General features: G+C 40.6%; 12 protein-coding genes. 4 read left to right on the top strand and 8 right to left on the bottom strand.

Going from position 1 to position 16,097, the window contains the following annotated elements; all coding sequences use genetic code 11:
* The 8 genes from SDEL_RS03590 to SDEL_RS03625 all read right to left on the bottom strand — a co-directional run bounded on the left by SDEL_RS03590 (position 1) and on the right by SDEL_RS03625 (position 10,469).
* Positions 1-849, bottom strand: coding sequence for an SEL1-like repeat protein (locus SDEL_RS03590; protein ID WP_012856499.1), 849 nt, complete (start codon positions 847-849; stop codon positions 1-3).
* Positions 850-882: 33 nt separating this feature from the next.
* The gene (locus SDEL_RS03595; RefSeq protein WP_012856500.1) at positions 883-3,579 is read right to left on the bottom strand and encodes a cytochrome c biogenesis protein CcsA; all 2,697 of its coding nucleotides are present in this window, start codon (positions 3,577-3,579) and stop codon (positions 883-885) included.
* Between the two features lie 9 nt (positions 3,580-3,588).
* Positions 3,589-4,545: an NrfD/PsrC family molybdoenzyme membrane anchor subunit gene (gene nrfD, locus SDEL_RS03600; protein WP_012856501.1), complete on the bottom strand. Its 957-nt coding sequence runs from the start codon at positions 4,543-4,545 to the stop codon at positions 3,589-3,591.
* A gap of 2 nt (positions 4,546-4,547) precedes the next feature.
* Positions 4,548-5,219, bottom strand: a complete 672-nt coding sequence (locus tag SDEL_RS03605; RefSeq protein WP_012856502.1) for a 4Fe-4S dicluster domain-containing protein — start codon at positions 5,217-5,219, stop codon at positions 4,548-4,550.
* A 34-nt stretch (positions 5,220-5,253) separates the two neighbouring features.
* A complete protein-coding gene (locus SDEL_RS03610; protein ID WP_012856503.1) occupies positions 5,254-6,045 on the bottom strand; it encodes an FKBP-type peptidyl-prolyl cis-trans isomerase in 792 nt (263 codons plus the stop codon).
* 78 nt (positions 6,046-6,123) lie between these two features.
* Positions 6,124-8,196 (bottom strand): cytochrome c, encoded by a 2,073-nt coding sequence (locus SDEL_RS03615; RefSeq protein ID WP_012856504.1) that lies wholly within the window; start codon positions 8,194-8,196, stop codon positions 6,124-6,126.
* A 178-nt stretch (positions 8,197-8,374) separates the two neighbouring features.
* Positions 8,375-9,790: an ATP-binding protein gene (locus tag SDEL_RS03620; protein WP_012856505.1), complete on the bottom strand. Its 1,416-nt coding sequence runs from the start codon at positions 9,788-9,790 to the stop codon at positions 8,375-8,377.
* The gene (locus SDEL_RS03625) at positions 9,774-10,469 is read right to left on the bottom strand and encodes a response regulator transcription factor (RefSeq protein WP_012856506.1); all 696 of its coding nucleotides are present in this window, start codon (positions 10,467-10,469) and stop codon (positions 9,774-9,776) included. The genes SDEL_RS03620 and SDEL_RS03625 overlap by 17 nt, the downstream gene beginning before the upstream one ends.
* A 401-nt stretch (positions 10,470-10,870) precedes the next feature.
* Here SDEL_RS03625 and nrfH point away from each other — a divergent pair, with 401 nt between their 5' ends.
* From nrfH to SDEL_RS03645, 4 genes are all read left to right on the top strand, one after another.
* On the top strand, positions 10,871-11,404 hold the full coding sequence (gene nrfH / locus SDEL_RS03630) for a cytochrome c nitrite reductase small subunit (RefSeq protein ID WP_012856507.1): 534 nt from the start codon (positions 10,871-10,873) through the stop codon (positions 11,402-11,404).
* A gap of 14 nt (positions 11,405-11,418) precedes the next feature.
* Complete coding sequence (gene nrfA / locus SDEL_RS03635) at positions 11,419-12,963, top strand: ammonia-forming cytochrome c nitrite reductase (protein WP_223295838.1); 1,545 nt, start codon at positions 11,419-11,421, stop codon at positions 12,961-12,963.
* 97 nt (positions 12,964-13,060) lie between these two features.
* Positions 13,061-15,436: a cytochrome c biogenesis protein CcsA gene (locus SDEL_RS03640; protein WP_012856509.1), complete on the top strand. Its 2,376-nt coding sequence runs from the start codon at positions 13,061-13,063 to the stop codon at positions 15,434-15,436.
* Positions 15,433-16,083 (top strand): hypothetical protein, encoded by a 651-nt coding sequence (locus tag SDEL_RS03645; protein WP_012856510.1) that lies wholly within the window; start codon positions 15,433-15,435, stop codon positions 16,081-16,083. Before SDEL_RS03640 ends, SDEL_RS03645 begins: the two co-directional genes overlap by 4 nt.
* Positions 16,084-16,097 lie beyond the last annotated feature (14 nt).

Raw genomic sequence — 16,097 nt, forward strand, 5'->3', positions numbered from 1 at the left:
TTAATGGCTATGAGGAGATTTGAGGATACGCACATTGTCGCATCCCACCTGAAGCCCTTGTGCACAGCTTTGCTCAAAAAGCTCATAAGCCTTTTGTTCATCCAAAGCAACGCCTTTTCCCTCCGCATATAAAATGCCCAAATCATTGCATCCTTGAGCAAAGTGATTGCTACACGCTTTTTGATAATACTCACTGGCTTTTTTATAATCTTGTATGACGCCCTTGCCTGTGGAGTAGAGCAAGCCTAGATTGTCACATGCCATTGCTATGTTGGCGTCGCAGGCTTGATGGTAGAGTTCACTTGCTTTTTTATCGTCTTGAAAAACGCCTCTGCCATTGGCGTATAAAAATCCTAGATTGTTACAGGCATAAGCATTACCACTTTGACACGCTTTTTGATAGAGTTCACTGGCTTTTGTGTAATCTTGTTTGATTCCAGCACCATTGGCGTATAAGAGCCCTAAACTGTTGCAAGCGACATCATCATCGTCTTGGCAGGCTTTCTCATAAAGCGCTTTGGCTTTGGATAAATCTTGTTTGACTCCTTGGGCTTCGACGTACATCAACCCTAGGTTGTAACATGCGGAACTAAAGTTTTGCTCACATGCCTTTTCATAGAGTTCTCGTGCTTTATTAAAGTCTTTGGCGACATTGCCATTGCCCTCTTGATAGACAACGCCTAGGTTATAACACCCTGTTGCCTTTCCCTCTTTACACGCTTTATCGTAAATCTCGACCAACTTTTGATGATCTCCATTCTCTTTGGCTTCCATGCCCTCTTTGATAAACCCTGCAAATGCACATATCGCACTGAGGCTTAGGCAAACTATAAAGCGGTTTGTTTTCATAAAAACTCCTTTTTTTCTTTACATGTAAAATAATTAAATCGTGCGAACATGACGTCCACGATACGCTAAAAAGCAGAGGAGCATGAGTGCTAAAAGCGTATAATACACTCCCTCTGGAACAGTAGGACTCTCGCCTGTTGCAGCATACGAGTGCATTCCCGTGAGGTAGAAATTTACCCCAAAGTAGGTCATAAGGATGGAGGAAAACCCAAACACAGACGCCACCGAGAAGGAGAAGAGCGAGTAGATCTTTGGGACAAAACGCAGGTGCAAAATGAACGCATAGACGATAATGGAAACATACGACCACGTCTCTTTAGGATCCCATCCCCAGTACCTGCCCCATGACTCATTCGCCCAAATACCCCCAAAAAAGTTTCCTACCGTAAGCATGGAAAGTCCGATAATGAGGCTAAGTTCATTGATGGTGGCGAGGGTTTTAATTTGCTCGTTAAATGCTATTTTACTGCTTTGTTTTTTGAGTGCCATTAGCATAAGTGTTATGATGCCAAGCAGAGCACCCAAGCCTAAAAATCCATAACTAGCGGTAATCACCGAGACATGAATACTCAGCCAGTACGATTTTAAAACAGGTACGAGGTTGGTAATTTGGGGATTGACAAAACTCATGTGGGCAACCAACATCATAATGCCCGCAAAAATAGCCGCAGCACTCAGCGATAAAAGCGAGCGTCTAAAGACAACCATTCCCGCAAACGCTGCTGACCATCCAATGTAGACCATAGACTCATACGAATCACTCCATGGAGCATGCCCTGAAATATACCAGCGAAGCCCTAGCGCAAAGGTGTGAGCGATAAGAGCCAGTGCAAAAATCAGAAGGATAGATTTTTCTACTAAGACAAACTGTTTTTGACTCAGTAGGCTAAAGAGCGCTAGACAAAAAGCAATACCTCCTAAGATGAAATAAAGAGGAATCAGTCTTTGAAAGAGGGCTAAACGGTTGTAAAGCACCTCCGCTTGAACATGTGTTTGAGAAGGTAATATCTCCAAAGCGTGTACGGTTTGGTAATTTTTGAGGGTGTAAAGCGCTTGAGAAGCTTTTTCCCATTGGTTCTGATTAATTCCCTCTTGCACGCCTGAAAAGTAGTGACTCAGCGCATTTTTGATTTCAGGGGCGATTAAAGGGTTAGCAAAGGCATCATTGGGGCTTAGCCATGTATGGTTTTTATCCTCAGGCAGAGGAATAAATTTAAAGAGTACTCCTTTAAAGATGAGGTAGGCGATGTTGAGTTTTTCATCAAATTTAATGAGTTCATTTTCAAAGGTGCCCCGTTTGGATTGAGGTTTTTGGTTGGCTTCATTGATCGCCTGAGCCAATTTATAGGCACCATTTGCATCAAAAACCTGAGAAAAAGCGACATATGCTTGCTCTTTTGGCAGGTTAAGTAGCTCTTTAATGCGTGCATTGTTGAGTGTGACGAGTGGAATATCTTGCCACATTTGAGGCTGAGCACTCATCCCTAAAATCATCTGTTCAGCGCTTAAATGATAAAAGCTATTGCGACCGCTGAGTTTGTAGATAAGTTCTACCGCTTGCGTGCTAAAAGGCTTAATGCGCCCTTGCATATCTTGTACCAAAAGGGTACTTAGCTCCTCTTTGGCATGGAGAGCACTGTTGCGTGAGAGTTGTTCCAAATAGGCGTTAGTGTCTGCCTTGAGTATGGGTGTGCTGAGGCATCCAAAAAAAAGCAAAACCATCACCAGTTTGCTCTTTTGCAAAGAGGCTTTTAACGTTAAAAAACGGCTTTTTTGAGTAAAAAAGTTGCTTAAAAAGCCAAGGGTTAAAAGAAAATACCCCGCATACGTTGGCCATTTTCCGGGGTCCTTGTTGATTTCTAAAACGGTTCCTTTTTCATCCAAATCGTAAGAGGATTGGAAAAAGGTGTAGCCTTCATAGTGTAAGGGGTGGTTCATAAAAATAGTGTAAGGAAAAAGTGCTTTTTGGTGGCTATCTAACACCTCGATGTCACTACTGTAAGAAGAGGGGCTCATAGAGCCTGGGTAGCGTTTTAACTCAAAATCTTTTAAGCCTAAAGAGAAGGGAAGGGGAACCACTTTTGATCCCCATGTCAGAGCAACATCCATCTCGTTAAAGGAGATGACCACAGGCTCTTCAACCCATCCAGCACCTCCATGCAAGGTTTGGGTAAACATCTCTGTGCCATAACTGACATAAACCTCAAGGCTAGAGCGTTCCCCTTTTCCTGCATAGTGATACTCTTTATAGGCGACACTTAAGGGTTTTCCATGGATTACATGTAAAAAAGAAAACGTATTATCTCCTAGTTGCCCTAGGAATAAAGGGTGTTCAAACGATGCTTCAGAGGTTTGAAGGTGTAAATACGGCACAACCGTGATCATCTCATTTTCATGCTCGCCTTCTCGAATGTGAATAATCCCTTCATACCCAAAATAGCGGGTGAGTCCAGCTCCTATTAAAATCACCACAAATGCGCTGTGTACCAAAAATGAGCCTAAGCGTTTCCACATCCGTGTCTTATAGATAAAACCGACAAGGCTTAAGATTAAAAGCACCATGACCGCTTCATACCACCTCGCATCATAGATGAGTATTTTAGCGGTTTGGGTATCGTAGGCACTTTCGATAAAGGTCGCAACACCGCCACCAATGCCTAAAAGTGCCAATAAAAACAGTACCATACCGTATGAAAAAAGAAGACGAACCACACCTTGAAACACTCGCATCAAAACCCCTTAAGCACTAAACGTTTGTCCAGCGTATAAAATAAATAGCCGCAGTGATAAAACACCTAAAACACTTGCCATACCGCTGATATAAAAGCTCATACGACTATGCGCCACTGTTTTTCCTAAGAAAAAGTTGAGTACCAAAGGCACACCAAATCCAAGCCCAACAACCCCAACCCAAAACAGATGACGATAACTTCCTTCAAAAAAGGCAACCGCTGCATCTTTATCGACGTTTGTACCGACGATTAAAGAGACAAAAAGCATAAAAAGAAGCAACATCTCGAGCGCCATAATAGGCCACTCAAGGGTGTGCAGGGTTTTCATATCGCCATGATGCGCATCTGCTTTGAAAAAATACGCAGCAATCACGCTTGAAAATGCCGTTCCTGCTGAGAGTCCAGAGACCACAAACAAAGCAGGTAAAATAGCGGTATTTAAGAGAGGAAAACGCACCAAAACAGAGATAAGAAAACCTGTATACGCACACACCACCAACGCAAAAATAAAGGCTAAGAGGTGAATCATTGGACGTAAAGGTTTAATCCATGCAAAGAGAAAAAAGAGTTTTGCAAGGGGTGTTTGCCCTAAACGCTCTTTGATCCATGCCTCAAAAACCAAAACAACGATAAGAAACGTGAGTGGAATGTACAGACACAGTGCTAAAACACCAATAGACATTACCGATGTAAAATTGTAGTTAATGAGAATTTTCCAAAAGTAAAGCGGTTTTTCCAAATCGCCTACTAGAAAAATCATTCCCAGCGCAATCGTGACAAAAGAGACAAGTGAAGCTGCTTTTAAAAGTGGGGTCTCTTCGGTTTGCTTTTGATAGTAGCGAAGTGCTAGTGCGATAATCAGCGCACCGCCTGAAATACCAGCTAGTAGCAAGTAAACGCCAATGGGCCAACCCCATTCCACACCGTGTGAAAATCCCACACTAAATTCTATGGATTCATTCATCATTAAACTCCTGTCTTAACAATAGGGATGTAGCGAAGACTTGGTTGCGTCCCAAAGGAGGGTTTCATACGCACCGAATCTTTTACATGTAAAAGCTGGTTGATATACGATGCTTCATCGTTTAAATCACCAAAGACTAAGGCTTTGTATTTGCAGGCTTGTACACACGCAGGTTCTTCGTTTTTGGCAAAGTTGGTGTTAAAACAAAAATTGCAGTTCTCTGCGGATTTGGTTTCATGGTTGATAAAGCGCACATCATAAGGACATGCGACAATGCAATATTTACACGCAATACAATCGTTTGTATTCATGGTGACAATACCCGTTTTTTCATCCCTGTAACAGGCGTTGGTGGGACAGACATTAACACAAGGTGCATCCACGCACTGTTGGCACGATACACGGGTGTATCGTTTTTCCAGTGGGGTATTGGGGTCTGTTTTGTTTTCGACATAAAGTCGTGCTTGTTTTTTTGGTACGGCATTGGTCTTTTTGCAGGCGACCTCACATTCGGTACAGCCCACACATTTATTTTGATCAAAAATCATGCCATAGTGTGGTTTTTTAGGTTTCTCTTCTTCTTGCGTTTGGGTACTGTGCCCAACAGTACTCAAAACAAGAGAGCTGATTCCTAAATATTTTAAAAAATGTCTTCGTTTTGTATCTTGTTCCATTCTCGTCTCCCCCTTTTTGTGTGACTATGAACTTCTACAGTTTTTTAAGTGGTTGATGGGTCTCTAAGGCCTCTTTCTTTGCTTCTTCACTGAGTGGTTTTGCACTGTTGTTCAAGGCACCTGGTTTTAAGACTTTCACCAATTCCACTTCAAAAATGACCGTTGAACCAGCAGGAATCGCTTGAACATCCGCATTACCATACGCCAATTCGCTAGGAATGACTAGTTTTGCTTTCTCGCCCTCATGCATGAGCATCAAACCCTCTTGTAAGCCATCTACCACGTTAATCATGGAAAGATGTGCGGGTTGTTTTCTCTCATACGTATTGTCAAAGACTGTACCATCCAGTAAGCTTCCTTTATAATGAATCAAGACAATGCTCTCAGGTTTTGGCTTTTCACCTTTTCCCTCAGTGATTTTTTCATACTGAAGTCCTGATTTTGTGGTGATGACATGTTTGTTTTTAGCATTGGTCGCAAGATATTTTTTGCCCGCATCTAAATTGGTATTGAGCTGTTGCTTAAATCTCTCTTGGCTGATTTTATTTAAACCCTCTGCTCGATTGTTAAGATGGGTGATAACTTCTTCATCGCTGAGCTTTTGCTTTTTTTTGAGCGCATCCATAAAGCCTTCAATCACCGCTTCCATATCTGCTTTGACACCAAATTCTGATTGTTCAAAAAGTTGATTTGCAATATAAGCGCCTGTAGATACGCCCATACTGTAAGATTCTTTTTGCACATCTGTTTTAAGCTCAACCGTAAACCCTTCTGTGGCTAAACAAAGAAATAGAAACAACCCAATAGAGATTTTTTTACCACTCATAATCATGCCTTTACCGTAAAAAATGGTGGACTAAGCTTCATGCTTAGCCCACAAGTTAGTCGCTTAAGCGACACCTTTTTAGAGATTTTTCTTCATGACCCGTTGCGCTTCATTAATATACTCAACCGCTGCATCTAAGCGTTGTTTGGTATATTTAAATCCATGCACACCCCATGAACCGTCTTTTTCGATTAAATCAACAGTATCTTGAGCTTTTTCGATGAGCTCATACACACGTGCTTTATCCGAAGGTGCTAATTTTTTCACTTCAAGCAGAGAGTAGAGTCCTTGAATACCCACTTTGACTTGTGTAAATTCGTCTTTGACAGGTGTTTGCCATCCCATCACTTCGTTATAGACTTGTTTTTGGTCTTTAAAGTGAAGTGTCTCTTTGAGTTCAGAGTTAATAGGACTATGACACCCTTTTGCATCAACTTGGTCTTTATCTGCCCATGTTGTACGTGCACATGCCCACATTAAATCTACAAAGTTACGGCCATCTTTATTACGCTCAAAATGCCAATCTTTGGTATCACGAGGACCTGTTGCCGCAGAACTGGCTACCATTGTTTTCATTTTTGGATCGACTTCGATTTTCCACATATGAGAGCGGCGTTGGGTATCAAAGCCTGCTTGATCTTGGAATTGGATAGCGTAGAAGTTTTCACAACTCATCAAAAATGGCATATGGCAGGTCGCACAACTGTTTTTGCTGTGTGTGTCTGATTTTGAATGAATGTAGGCTTGTTCTTTATGACAATCCGCACACTCTTTTTTCAATTTTGGTTTGGTATAGAATGAACTTAAATAGCCTTGGTTGGCGTTGTAATTCATTCCTTTGACATCTTTTTCCCCTGCTAAATCACCTGTAACATCGTGTGGATCATGGCAGGTCGCACAACGCATACCTTTTTGGTAGTGTGCTGTAAAATAAGATTGCGCACCCTCAGTACCACAACCAGGTCCCATGGATTTGAATTTAGAACTAAATGCCAAATCAGGTTTGCCGACATTAAGTGGGTTGTTTCTTGCTAAATCAGGACTGTAAGAGAAGCGTTGGTGACAGCGTTCACAGTTAGAAATCAGTAAGCCCGAACTACCTTCTAAGTGACCTCCTGCGCCATGACACTCTTCACATGAAACACCTTTAGAGATGGTATGTTTTTGTAGCTCTTTTGGATTTCCCAATGCGGCATAGAACTCGTTTTGGTTTTTAAAATCAAACTTCCACGGGTGGCATACTTCACAATAGGAAGTTGACGCCTGAAATGACATTGATTTTTTGTATTTGGCGGCATACGATGCTAAGCCTCGTACATATCCACCATTGTCACCATACTCTTCAAGCGTTACAGGAAATTCAGGTATCCACTTCTTGATTTTTTTAGCTACTTCAGGGCTTAAGTTGTATGCCCATGTACGTTGCCATTGGTTAGCACCTGCTGTAATTTGACCTGTACCATTTTTCAACAAACCTCCCTCAACATGGTAGGTTCCACGTAACAACCATGCGTCAAAAAAGCCCATTTTTGTTCTAAGGTGACCTATAGTACAATAGATGACATCAGGTGTAATACCTTGAGGTAAAATGGATGCAGTGTCTTTGTCAAAGACAGGCTCATTCAGTTTGTTATTGACCTCTGGGTGTTCGCCTGGGAAACGGACTGTGGTGGCGTGTCGTGATCTGCTCCAGGTCTCATACTGCGCAGGGTGACACTCACCACACTTCTCTGGTCCTATGAATTTATTGGGATATTGCAGGGTTGAATTACGTGCAACCCGATACATCATAGAACTAAACCCTTCACCACCGCTTCGTTTTGAGGCTTTAGAAAAATCAACCCCATGACCCTCTTCAAGCCACTCATGACCACGGTCTCCAACGACGAGTTTTCCCACCGTTTTCCCACCGTATTTGGTAAAAATAGGGTGATTTTTAAAGAGCCAGTCATACATGGCTTTCTCTTCAACAATATAGTCTTGCAAAGAGATAACGCCTCTGCTCTCTTTTGTTCCCTTAGGATTTGCAATGACCTCTCTTGCCTCCTTACTCATTTGCATGCCTTCCATAGCACCAGCGCTGGTTGCGCTAATGGCACAGAGACTGGTACACATGAATAAACCAAGTAACACTTTGTCCCATTTTCTCATGTTTCCTCCTTTGAGACATTCCAACCTTAATTGTCTGCTTTGATGGAAAAATCGTGGGTATTTTTCCTCTCAGAAGTGAACAATTAAAACATCTTCGTATAGAAATGTTTCGTAAAAATCCTAACATGAAAAAAGGGGAGAAAAGGGGGAAGTATTAAATTAGTGTTAAATTGAAAGATTAAAACATAAGTGTAAAGATAACACCTTCTTCACTGTTTTTTACATGTAAAGAGGCGTTGTTTTTGTGCATAATCATTTGACTCATATAAAGCCCCAGCCCATTGCTAGACTCTTTGGTCGTTACATGAGGCTCAAAGATTTTATCTATAAGGTCAGGGTCTATCGTGCCTGCATTGTTAAAAAGGGTAATAATGGGCGTTGTATTTTCTACAAAGGCTCTAATTTCTATCACGCGTGTAGGTGTTTGGTGCGCTATAAAAGCCTCTTTTGCATTGTTCATAATGTTAATGAGCACTTGAACAATTTCATTGGGATAGCCTAAATGGATAAAATTTTCTTTTATCTCAATACGTACGTCAATGGCGTATTTTTCTAAAGAAGCACTGAGCAATCGCTTTGCTTGATAGATGATTTCTTGTGCGCTAAACTCTTTTTTTGAACTATTTGGGGCAAAAAAGTTTCTAAAATCATCAATCGTATTGGACATGAAACTTAGCTGTTCATTGGCTTCTTTTATTTTTTGTGTCAGTTTTTCTTTGGTGAGTTTATCTTTTTCACTGTGCAATTCAAGATTAATCAAAATAGCGCTGACTTGTGCTAAGGGTTGACGCCACTGATGCGAAATATTGCCTATCATTTCGCCCATCGAGGCAAGTCTGTTTTGACTCATCATCAGCATTTGATTATTTTCTTGTAGTTTAAGTTCACTTTTGTGAATTTTATAGAGAAAAAAGATAAACAACATAAAGACGATGAGCATGACCGTTCCCCCTACGATAAACTCTTTGACATGATACGTTAGGATGCTCAAAACGGGGATTTTAAAGGTAATCATTGCGATAACATCACCTACGTTACTTTTAAATTCGGGAATACTATGATACTGCTCCACCATGCGTTTAGGTGCGCTGTTGGCAACATGACACTCCACACAGGAGGGGTGAGAGTTGCGTATAGGAAGCCCTACAAAAAAGTAAGGAGTTTTGTTTTCTGTAATAATATGCGAATACTCTTCATACACACCCTCTTTCAAATCATCTAAAATCTCATGCTCAAAGTCATTCCCTTCATGGGCGGGATTAAGAGGGTTATAGGCAATAAGTTTGTAATCATAATTGATATTTTTTTTCATACGCTGAATTTCATAAATAGAGCGGGTGATATACGTTGATGAGAGCAAACGTGGATCAAAAAAATCATGCACTAACATTTTTTTCTCTTTAAGCTCCTCAATCAGCGGACGCTGGACAATGGAGACATAATCACGAATAGCATTCATCGTATCAAGCACGGTAATTGCCTCTTGTCTGGCATCTTTAAGGGCAAGTTCTCGATAAAAGTTGAAAAACAAAAGGGTAATAATCGCATACAAAAGCACAAAAAGGAGGGTAATAGCTTTAAAGTTGTATTTCACACACGTATCCTACCCCATAAAGATTTTTAATGAAATCACTGTGAATCTTTTTGCGTAACTCTTTGACAATGGATTTTAAGGCTTCTTTGCTGGGTTGTTCAAACTCCCACATGTATTCAAAAAGCTGTTCATAGGTGATGGTTTGGTTGGGACGTTTTAAAAAGTACTCCAACAATCGGCTCTCACTTTTGGAGAGATGCAAGGTATTTTGATGAAGAGTAATTGTTTTACGACAATAATCATACACGCACTCAGGCATAATAGAGATCACAGGTTGGTGATCAACCAGTTCAAGAGCAACATCTTCCAATGCTTTAATTAAGGTGTTTTTATCGTAGGGTTTGGTGAGGTAGCGTGTGATTTTAAGCTCAACGGCTCGCCAAAGATACTCTTGTTCCGTATGGGCTGAGAGAATGATGATAGGAATTTTTTTATTGACTTGACGAATTTTTTTAACCACTTCAAGTCCATCCATGTGTGGAATAGAAACATCCAACATCAACACATCATAGATGTTGCCTAAGGCTTCTTCTAACGCTTCACGTCCATCTTTAACGCCTACAACTTTGCCAAAAAAAAGTTCCAAAGACTCCATAATATTGCAGAGAATAATCGCTTCATCTTCTACGCATAAAACATTTTTATCTGATAGAATATCTAAAAGGTTATAGGTGTTCATTGTGTGCATCTTTATAAGAAAAATAAATAGGTCTTAAAAAAAACAGAAAAATAGTATCTGCTTTTTTCTTATAACATTATTTTGTAAGATTTTTTTTATTTTTATCGTTATTACCTCTTTTTCTCCTTTGAAATAACCTAGATATCGTGCTTTTAGCTCTTCTATAAAGTGGAGTCATTTTCTCTTGAATTAAGAAAAATTGATATAAGTCAAGGTTTTTTTTTCACTTTATTTATACAATAACCACAATCTTAGTATTATCTTTTACGTTTAAATAAAAATTAATAATAGGAGGTTAGGTCTTTAGTTACACGATGATGCAGATCATGTGTGTTTGGGTTGGGCGTTGTTGCTTTTACATGTAAAGATGGAAAGTTAACGAAAAGAATAAAGGAGGAAATGTGAAAAATAGTAATTTCCTAAAATACGCAGCATTGGGTGCTTTTATCGTAGCCATTGGTTTTTTTGTTTACATGCTTAATGCATCTAAGGCGCTGTCGTATCTCTCCAGTGATCCTAAGGCCTGTATCAACTGTCACGTCATGAACACGCAATACGCAACATGGCAACACAGTTCACATGCTGAACGGGCCACATGTGTCGATTGTCACTTACCACGGGACAACATGGTAAACAAATATATCGCAAAGGCCATTGATGGGTACAACCATAGTATGGCATTTACGTTTAATACGTATAAAAATGCGATTAAAATCAGTGACAATGGTGCGCAAAGAGTTCAGGATAATTGTATCTCTTGCCATAAAAGTCTGACTTCAGGCATGGTAAACAACAGTGATAAGTATCATAATTATGATGATCCAAGTGTCGCTACGGGCAGACGATGTTGGGAGTGTCATAAAGGCGTACCTCATGGCAAGGTAAGAGGTCTTACCACAACACCTAATGCGTTGGGTGTTAAAGAAGTTAAGTAAAAGGAAGGATGATGATGAAGTTTAAATTATTACTTGCTGGTTCATTGGTAGCGGTTGGTGCGATGGCGCTTTTAGCGAGCAACATCAACGAAAAAGAGAAACAACGCGTTGAGTTAGCAAAAGCACCAAGTGAAGCAGGAATTGCTGGTAAAGAGAAGAGTGAAGAGTGGGCAAAATACTATCCACGTCAGTTTGACTCATGGAAAAAAACAAAAGAGTATGATAGTTTCACTGATATGCTCGCAAAAGACCCAGCACTGGTTATTGCATGGTCTGGTTATGCGTTTTCTAAAGATTATAACTCCCCACGTGGACACTACTATGCGTTGCAAGACAATGTGAATAGTCTTCGAACAGGAGCACCTGTCGATGCTAAAACAGGTCCTTTGCCAACAGCGTGTTGGACATGTAAATCTCCTGATGTTCCTCGTTTGATTGAAGAAGATGGCGAGTTGGAGTATTTTACAGGTAAATGGGCAAAATATGGTTCTCAAATCGTGAATGTTATCGGTTGTGCGAACTGCCATGATGATAAAACAGCTGAACTTAAAGTGCGTGTTCCTCATCTAAATCGTGGACTTCAAGCAGCGGGTTTAAAAACCTTTGAAGAATCAACCCACCAAGATAAACGTACATTGGTGTGTGCACAGTGTCACGTTGAGTATTATTTCAAAAAAACCGAGTGGAAAGATGCCAAAGGTGCGGATAAAACAGCGATGGTGGTTACACTTCCATGGGCAAATGGTGTCGGTAAAGATGGTAATGCAGGCGTTGAGGGCATGATTAAGTACTACGATGAGATTAATTTCTCTGATTGGACACACAATATCTCTAAAACCCCAATGTTAAAAGCGCAACACCCTGGTTTTGAGTTCTGGAAATCTGGAATTCACGGTCAAAAAGGTGTTTCATGTGCCGATTGTCATATGCCTTATACACAAGAGGGTTCCGTGAAGTATTCTGATCACCAAGTGAAAGAAAATCCATTGGATTCTATGGATCAAAGTTGTATGAACTGTCACAGAGAGAGTGAGTCAAAGCTTAGAGGCATTGTTCACCAAAAATATGAGAGAAAAGAGTTCTTAAACAAAGTAGCGTTTGATAATATCGGTAAAGCTCACTTAGAGACAGGTAAAGCAATCGAAGCGGGTGCAAGTGATGAAGAGCTTAAAGAAGTGCGTAAACTCATCCGTCATGGACAGTTTAAAGCGGATATGGCGATTGCGGCTCATGGTAACTACTTCCATGCACCTGAAGAGACACTTCGTTTACTCGCAGCGGGTAGTGATGATGCTCAAAAAGCACGTCTTCTTTTAGTGAAAATTTTGGCAAAACACGGTGTAATGGATTATATTGCTCCTGATTTTGATACCAAAGATAAAGCTCAAAAATTGGCCAAAGTGGATATCGCTGCATTGGCTGCTGAGAAAATGAAGTTTAAACAAACTTTAGAGCAAGAGTGGAAAAAAGAAGCAAAAGCAAAAGGAAGAGCGAATCCTGAGCTTTACAAAGATGTTGATACCATTAACGATGGTAAATCATCTTGGAATAAAAAGTAAGTATGATTGAAGATGAAGGGGTTTCTCCTTCATCTTTATGTTATACTAAAGTGACGTAAGGATGACGTTATTTTCGTATAACATAAAGGATTTTGTGGTGTTACTTAGCATTTTGCGTTCGTATAAGACCATGCTGTTTGTACTTATCGCTTTAGCCTTAGGTGCGGCGGTTGCAACCTTTTTAGAGAATGATTTTGGTACGGCGTTTGCGAGGCATTATGTCTATGATGCGCTTTGGTATGAAGCGCTTTTGTGTCTAGCCTCTTTAAATATCGCATTGGTACTTTATCGCACCAAAATGTTTTTACATGTAAGCCGTTTTAGTTTTCATGCAGCGTTTATTCTCCTGCTGATTGGCGCAGGACTCTCCCGTTATTTTGGGGTGGATGGCGTGATGAAAATTCGTGAAAACAGCAGTGCAAATACGATTTTTTCCACCGAACTCAATGAAGAAATTACCCTTCCTTTTACTGTACATCTTAAAGATTTTGAGATGGAGCGTTACTATGGAAGTAAAGCACCTTCGTCGTATAACAGCGATGTTCGTATTGAAGATGGCACGGTAAGTTTTGATGCGCATATTTCCATGAATGAGCCTCTTACTTACAAAGGGTATAAATTTTTTCAAACCTTCTATGACCCTGATGAAAAAGGAACGATTCTCTCCGTAACCAAAGACCCTGGGGTTGAAGTGACGTATGTAGGATATGCGCTTTTGTTTTTCGGACTGATTTTTAATCTTTTCGATAAAACATCACGCTTTTCAAAGCTTCTTGCTTCGATGAAACAGACCTCCTTGCTTGTTGTTTTGATACTTTTGACACAAACCCCACTTTTTTCGCACAGTGCGTATGTTCAGACCTATTTGGATGAGCATCGAGCCAACAGTGTACACGTCGCAGAGGCGTTTGGAGAGCTTGTGGTGCAGTCTCGTATGGGACGCATGAAACCTTTTGATACACTCGCTCAAGAGGTACTCTATAAACTCAGTGGTAAAAGCGCTTTGTATGAAATGAGCCCGACGCAAATTGCGCTAGGAATGCTCTCGCATCCAAGTTTGTGGAAAAAATTGCCGATGATTCAAACCAAAACGCCAAAACTCAGGGAGTTTGTTGGTGTTTCACCGACACAAAAACTGCTTCGTTTTGAGGATTTTTTTGAGGGACATCGCTATAAACTAAAAGAGGCTCTGCAAAAAGCTTTAGCGCTGAAGCCTAGCCAACGAGGAACCTTTGAAAACGACGTGATTAAAGTCGATGAGAGGTTGAGCATAGCCTTTATGATGTACCAAGGGGTGTTGTTTAAACTCTTTCCTCTCATTGGTGATGAACATCATACATGGGTGGCGTTTGAGCAGCTCATTATGAAGGGTAAAGGCGAAGAACAAAAAGAGGTGCAAGAAGCCTCCGTTGCGTTTGCAACGGCTTTGTTTGAGCGAAACTATGAAAAAGCATCGTTACATGTAAAAACCTTTGAGGCGTTTCAAACACGCTATGGTTCAGAGATTATGCCTTCAAAAACACATGTGAAGGTGGAGCTTTTTTACAATCACGTGAAAATCTTTGAGCGTTTAACACTGGCGTATGTGTTGGTGAGTATCGCATTGCTCATAGCGGCGTTTGGGCAGGTTTTTGCGCCACATATCTTTACATGTAAAAGGCTCAAACCTCTTTTTTACGGGGTAGTTTTACTTTTTATCTTGCATACATTGGGATTGGCTCTGAGGTGGTATGTTAGCTCTCACGCACCGATGAGCGATACGTATGAGTCGATGATTTATATTGCATGGTCGTGTTTGCTTTTTTGTATGCTCTTTATGCGTCATTCACTTTTTGCGCTCTCTGGTTCGGTGATGATGGCGGGAATTTTTATGTTTGTAGCGCATTTAGGAAACATGGACCCTGAAATTACCAACCTTGTGCCTGTGCTTAAATCCTTTTGGCTCAGCCTTCATGTCTCGATTATTACGGCTAGTTATGGCTTTTTTGCTCTGGCATGTGCGCTGGGATTTTTTACGCTTATACTCTTTACATGTAAACGCTCTTCTAACATTACAAAAGCCATTTTAAGCTTAAGCGTGATGAATGAAGTCGTGCTTATCTTAGGCTTAAGCCTTTTGGTGATTGGTAACTTTTTAGGGGCGATTTGGGCGAATGAGTCGTGGGGACGTTACTGGGGGTGGGATCCTAAGGAGACGTGGGCGTATATTGCGATTATTGTTTATACGATTATTTTACATGTAAGGCTGATTCCAAAACTCTATTCGCACTACCTTTTTGCCGTACTCTCTTTGTTGGGATTTAGTTCTATTTTAATGACCTATTTTGGGGTGAATTTTTACTTAGCGGGGATGCACTCTTATGCCACGGGTGATCCTGTGCCGATTCCTCGTTGGGTTTATGGTACACTTTTTTGTGTCACATTGCTGATTCTCGTTTCATATAAAAACAAACATTTAAAGGAAGAAAAATGAAAAGAATAACAACGCTTTTAGTCTCACTCGCTTGTAGCATAAGCTTATATGCAGGTGATTTGCATGAGGGTGTCATTAAAGATGTCATTCACGGTGGCGGTTATACATACCTAGAAATTGAGGATGCCAAAAAGAGTTATTGGATTGCTGTGGAGGGGGTAGATATTCCTAAAGGGTTGGAAGTACGTTTTCAAGAAGAGATGCGTGCAAAAGACTTTCATAGCAAATCGTTAAATCGTACCTTTGATGAGTTGATGTTCGCTTCAAATTTACAGCACCGCACCAATGTTTCTGAGAAAGGAAACTTAGAGCTTATAACCGCAGTAGTCGAGCACTCTCCCTATCAAAAAGAGGGGTCGATGAGTGTCAAAGAGGTGTTACAAAAACGCCCAACTTTGAGTGGAAAAAGTGTTTCGGTCAGTGGAAAAGTCGTCAAAGCTTCACAAAATATTATGGGACGAAATTGGGTGCATATTCAAGATGGAACAGGCGAGGGAGGCGAAGTCGGACGTGTTGTGTTTACCTCAAAAGAATTACCTAAAGTAGGTGATATCGTAACAGCACAAGGCGTTGTCGCCATTGACAAAGATTTTGGTTCGGGATATATTTATAAGATTATTGTAGAAAATGCTACTTTCCGTCAATAAATCAATCGTGAAGA

This window comes from Sulfurospirillum deleyianum DSM 6946 (assembly GCF_000024885.1).
GTDB classification, from domain to species: Bacteria; Campylobacterota; Campylobacteria; order Campylobacterales; family Sulfurospirillaceae; genus Sulfurospirillum; species Sulfurospirillum deleyianum.

Coding starts and splice junctions, on each gene's coding strand:
- SDEL_RS03590 (WP_012856499.1), bottom strand. CDS start 849: ATGAAAACAAACCGCTTTATAGTTTGCCTAAGCCTCAGTGCGATATGT.
- SDEL_RS03595 (WP_012856500.1), bottom strand. CDS start 3,579: ATGCGAGTGTTTCAAGGTGTGGTTCGTCTTCTTTTTTCATACGGTATG.
- nrfD (WP_012856501.1), bottom strand. CDS start 4,545: ATGAATGAATCCATAGAATTTAGTGTGGGATTTTCACACGGTGTGGAA.
- SDEL_RS03605 (WP_012856502.1), bottom strand. CDS start 5,219: ATGGAACAAGATACAAAACGAAGACATTTTTTAAAATATTTAGGAATC.
- SDEL_RS03610 (WP_012856503.1), bottom strand. CDS start 6,045: ATGAGTGGTAAAAAAATCTCTATTGGGTTGTTTCTATTTCTTTGTTTA.
- SDEL_RS03615 (WP_012856504.1), bottom strand. CDS start 8,196: ATGAGAAAATGGGACAAAGTGTTACTTGGTTTATTCATGTGTACCAGT.
- SDEL_RS03625 (WP_012856506.1), bottom strand. CDS start 10,469: ATGAACACCTATAACCTTTTAGATATTCTATCAGATAAAAATGTTTTA.
- nrfA (WP_223295838.1), top strand. CDS start 11,419: ATGAAGTTTAAATTATTACTTGCTGGTTCATTGGTAGCGGTTGGTGCG.
- SDEL_RS03645 (WP_012856510.1), top strand. CDS start 15,433: ATGAAAAGAATAACAACGCTTTTAGTCTCACTCGCTTGTAGCATAAGC.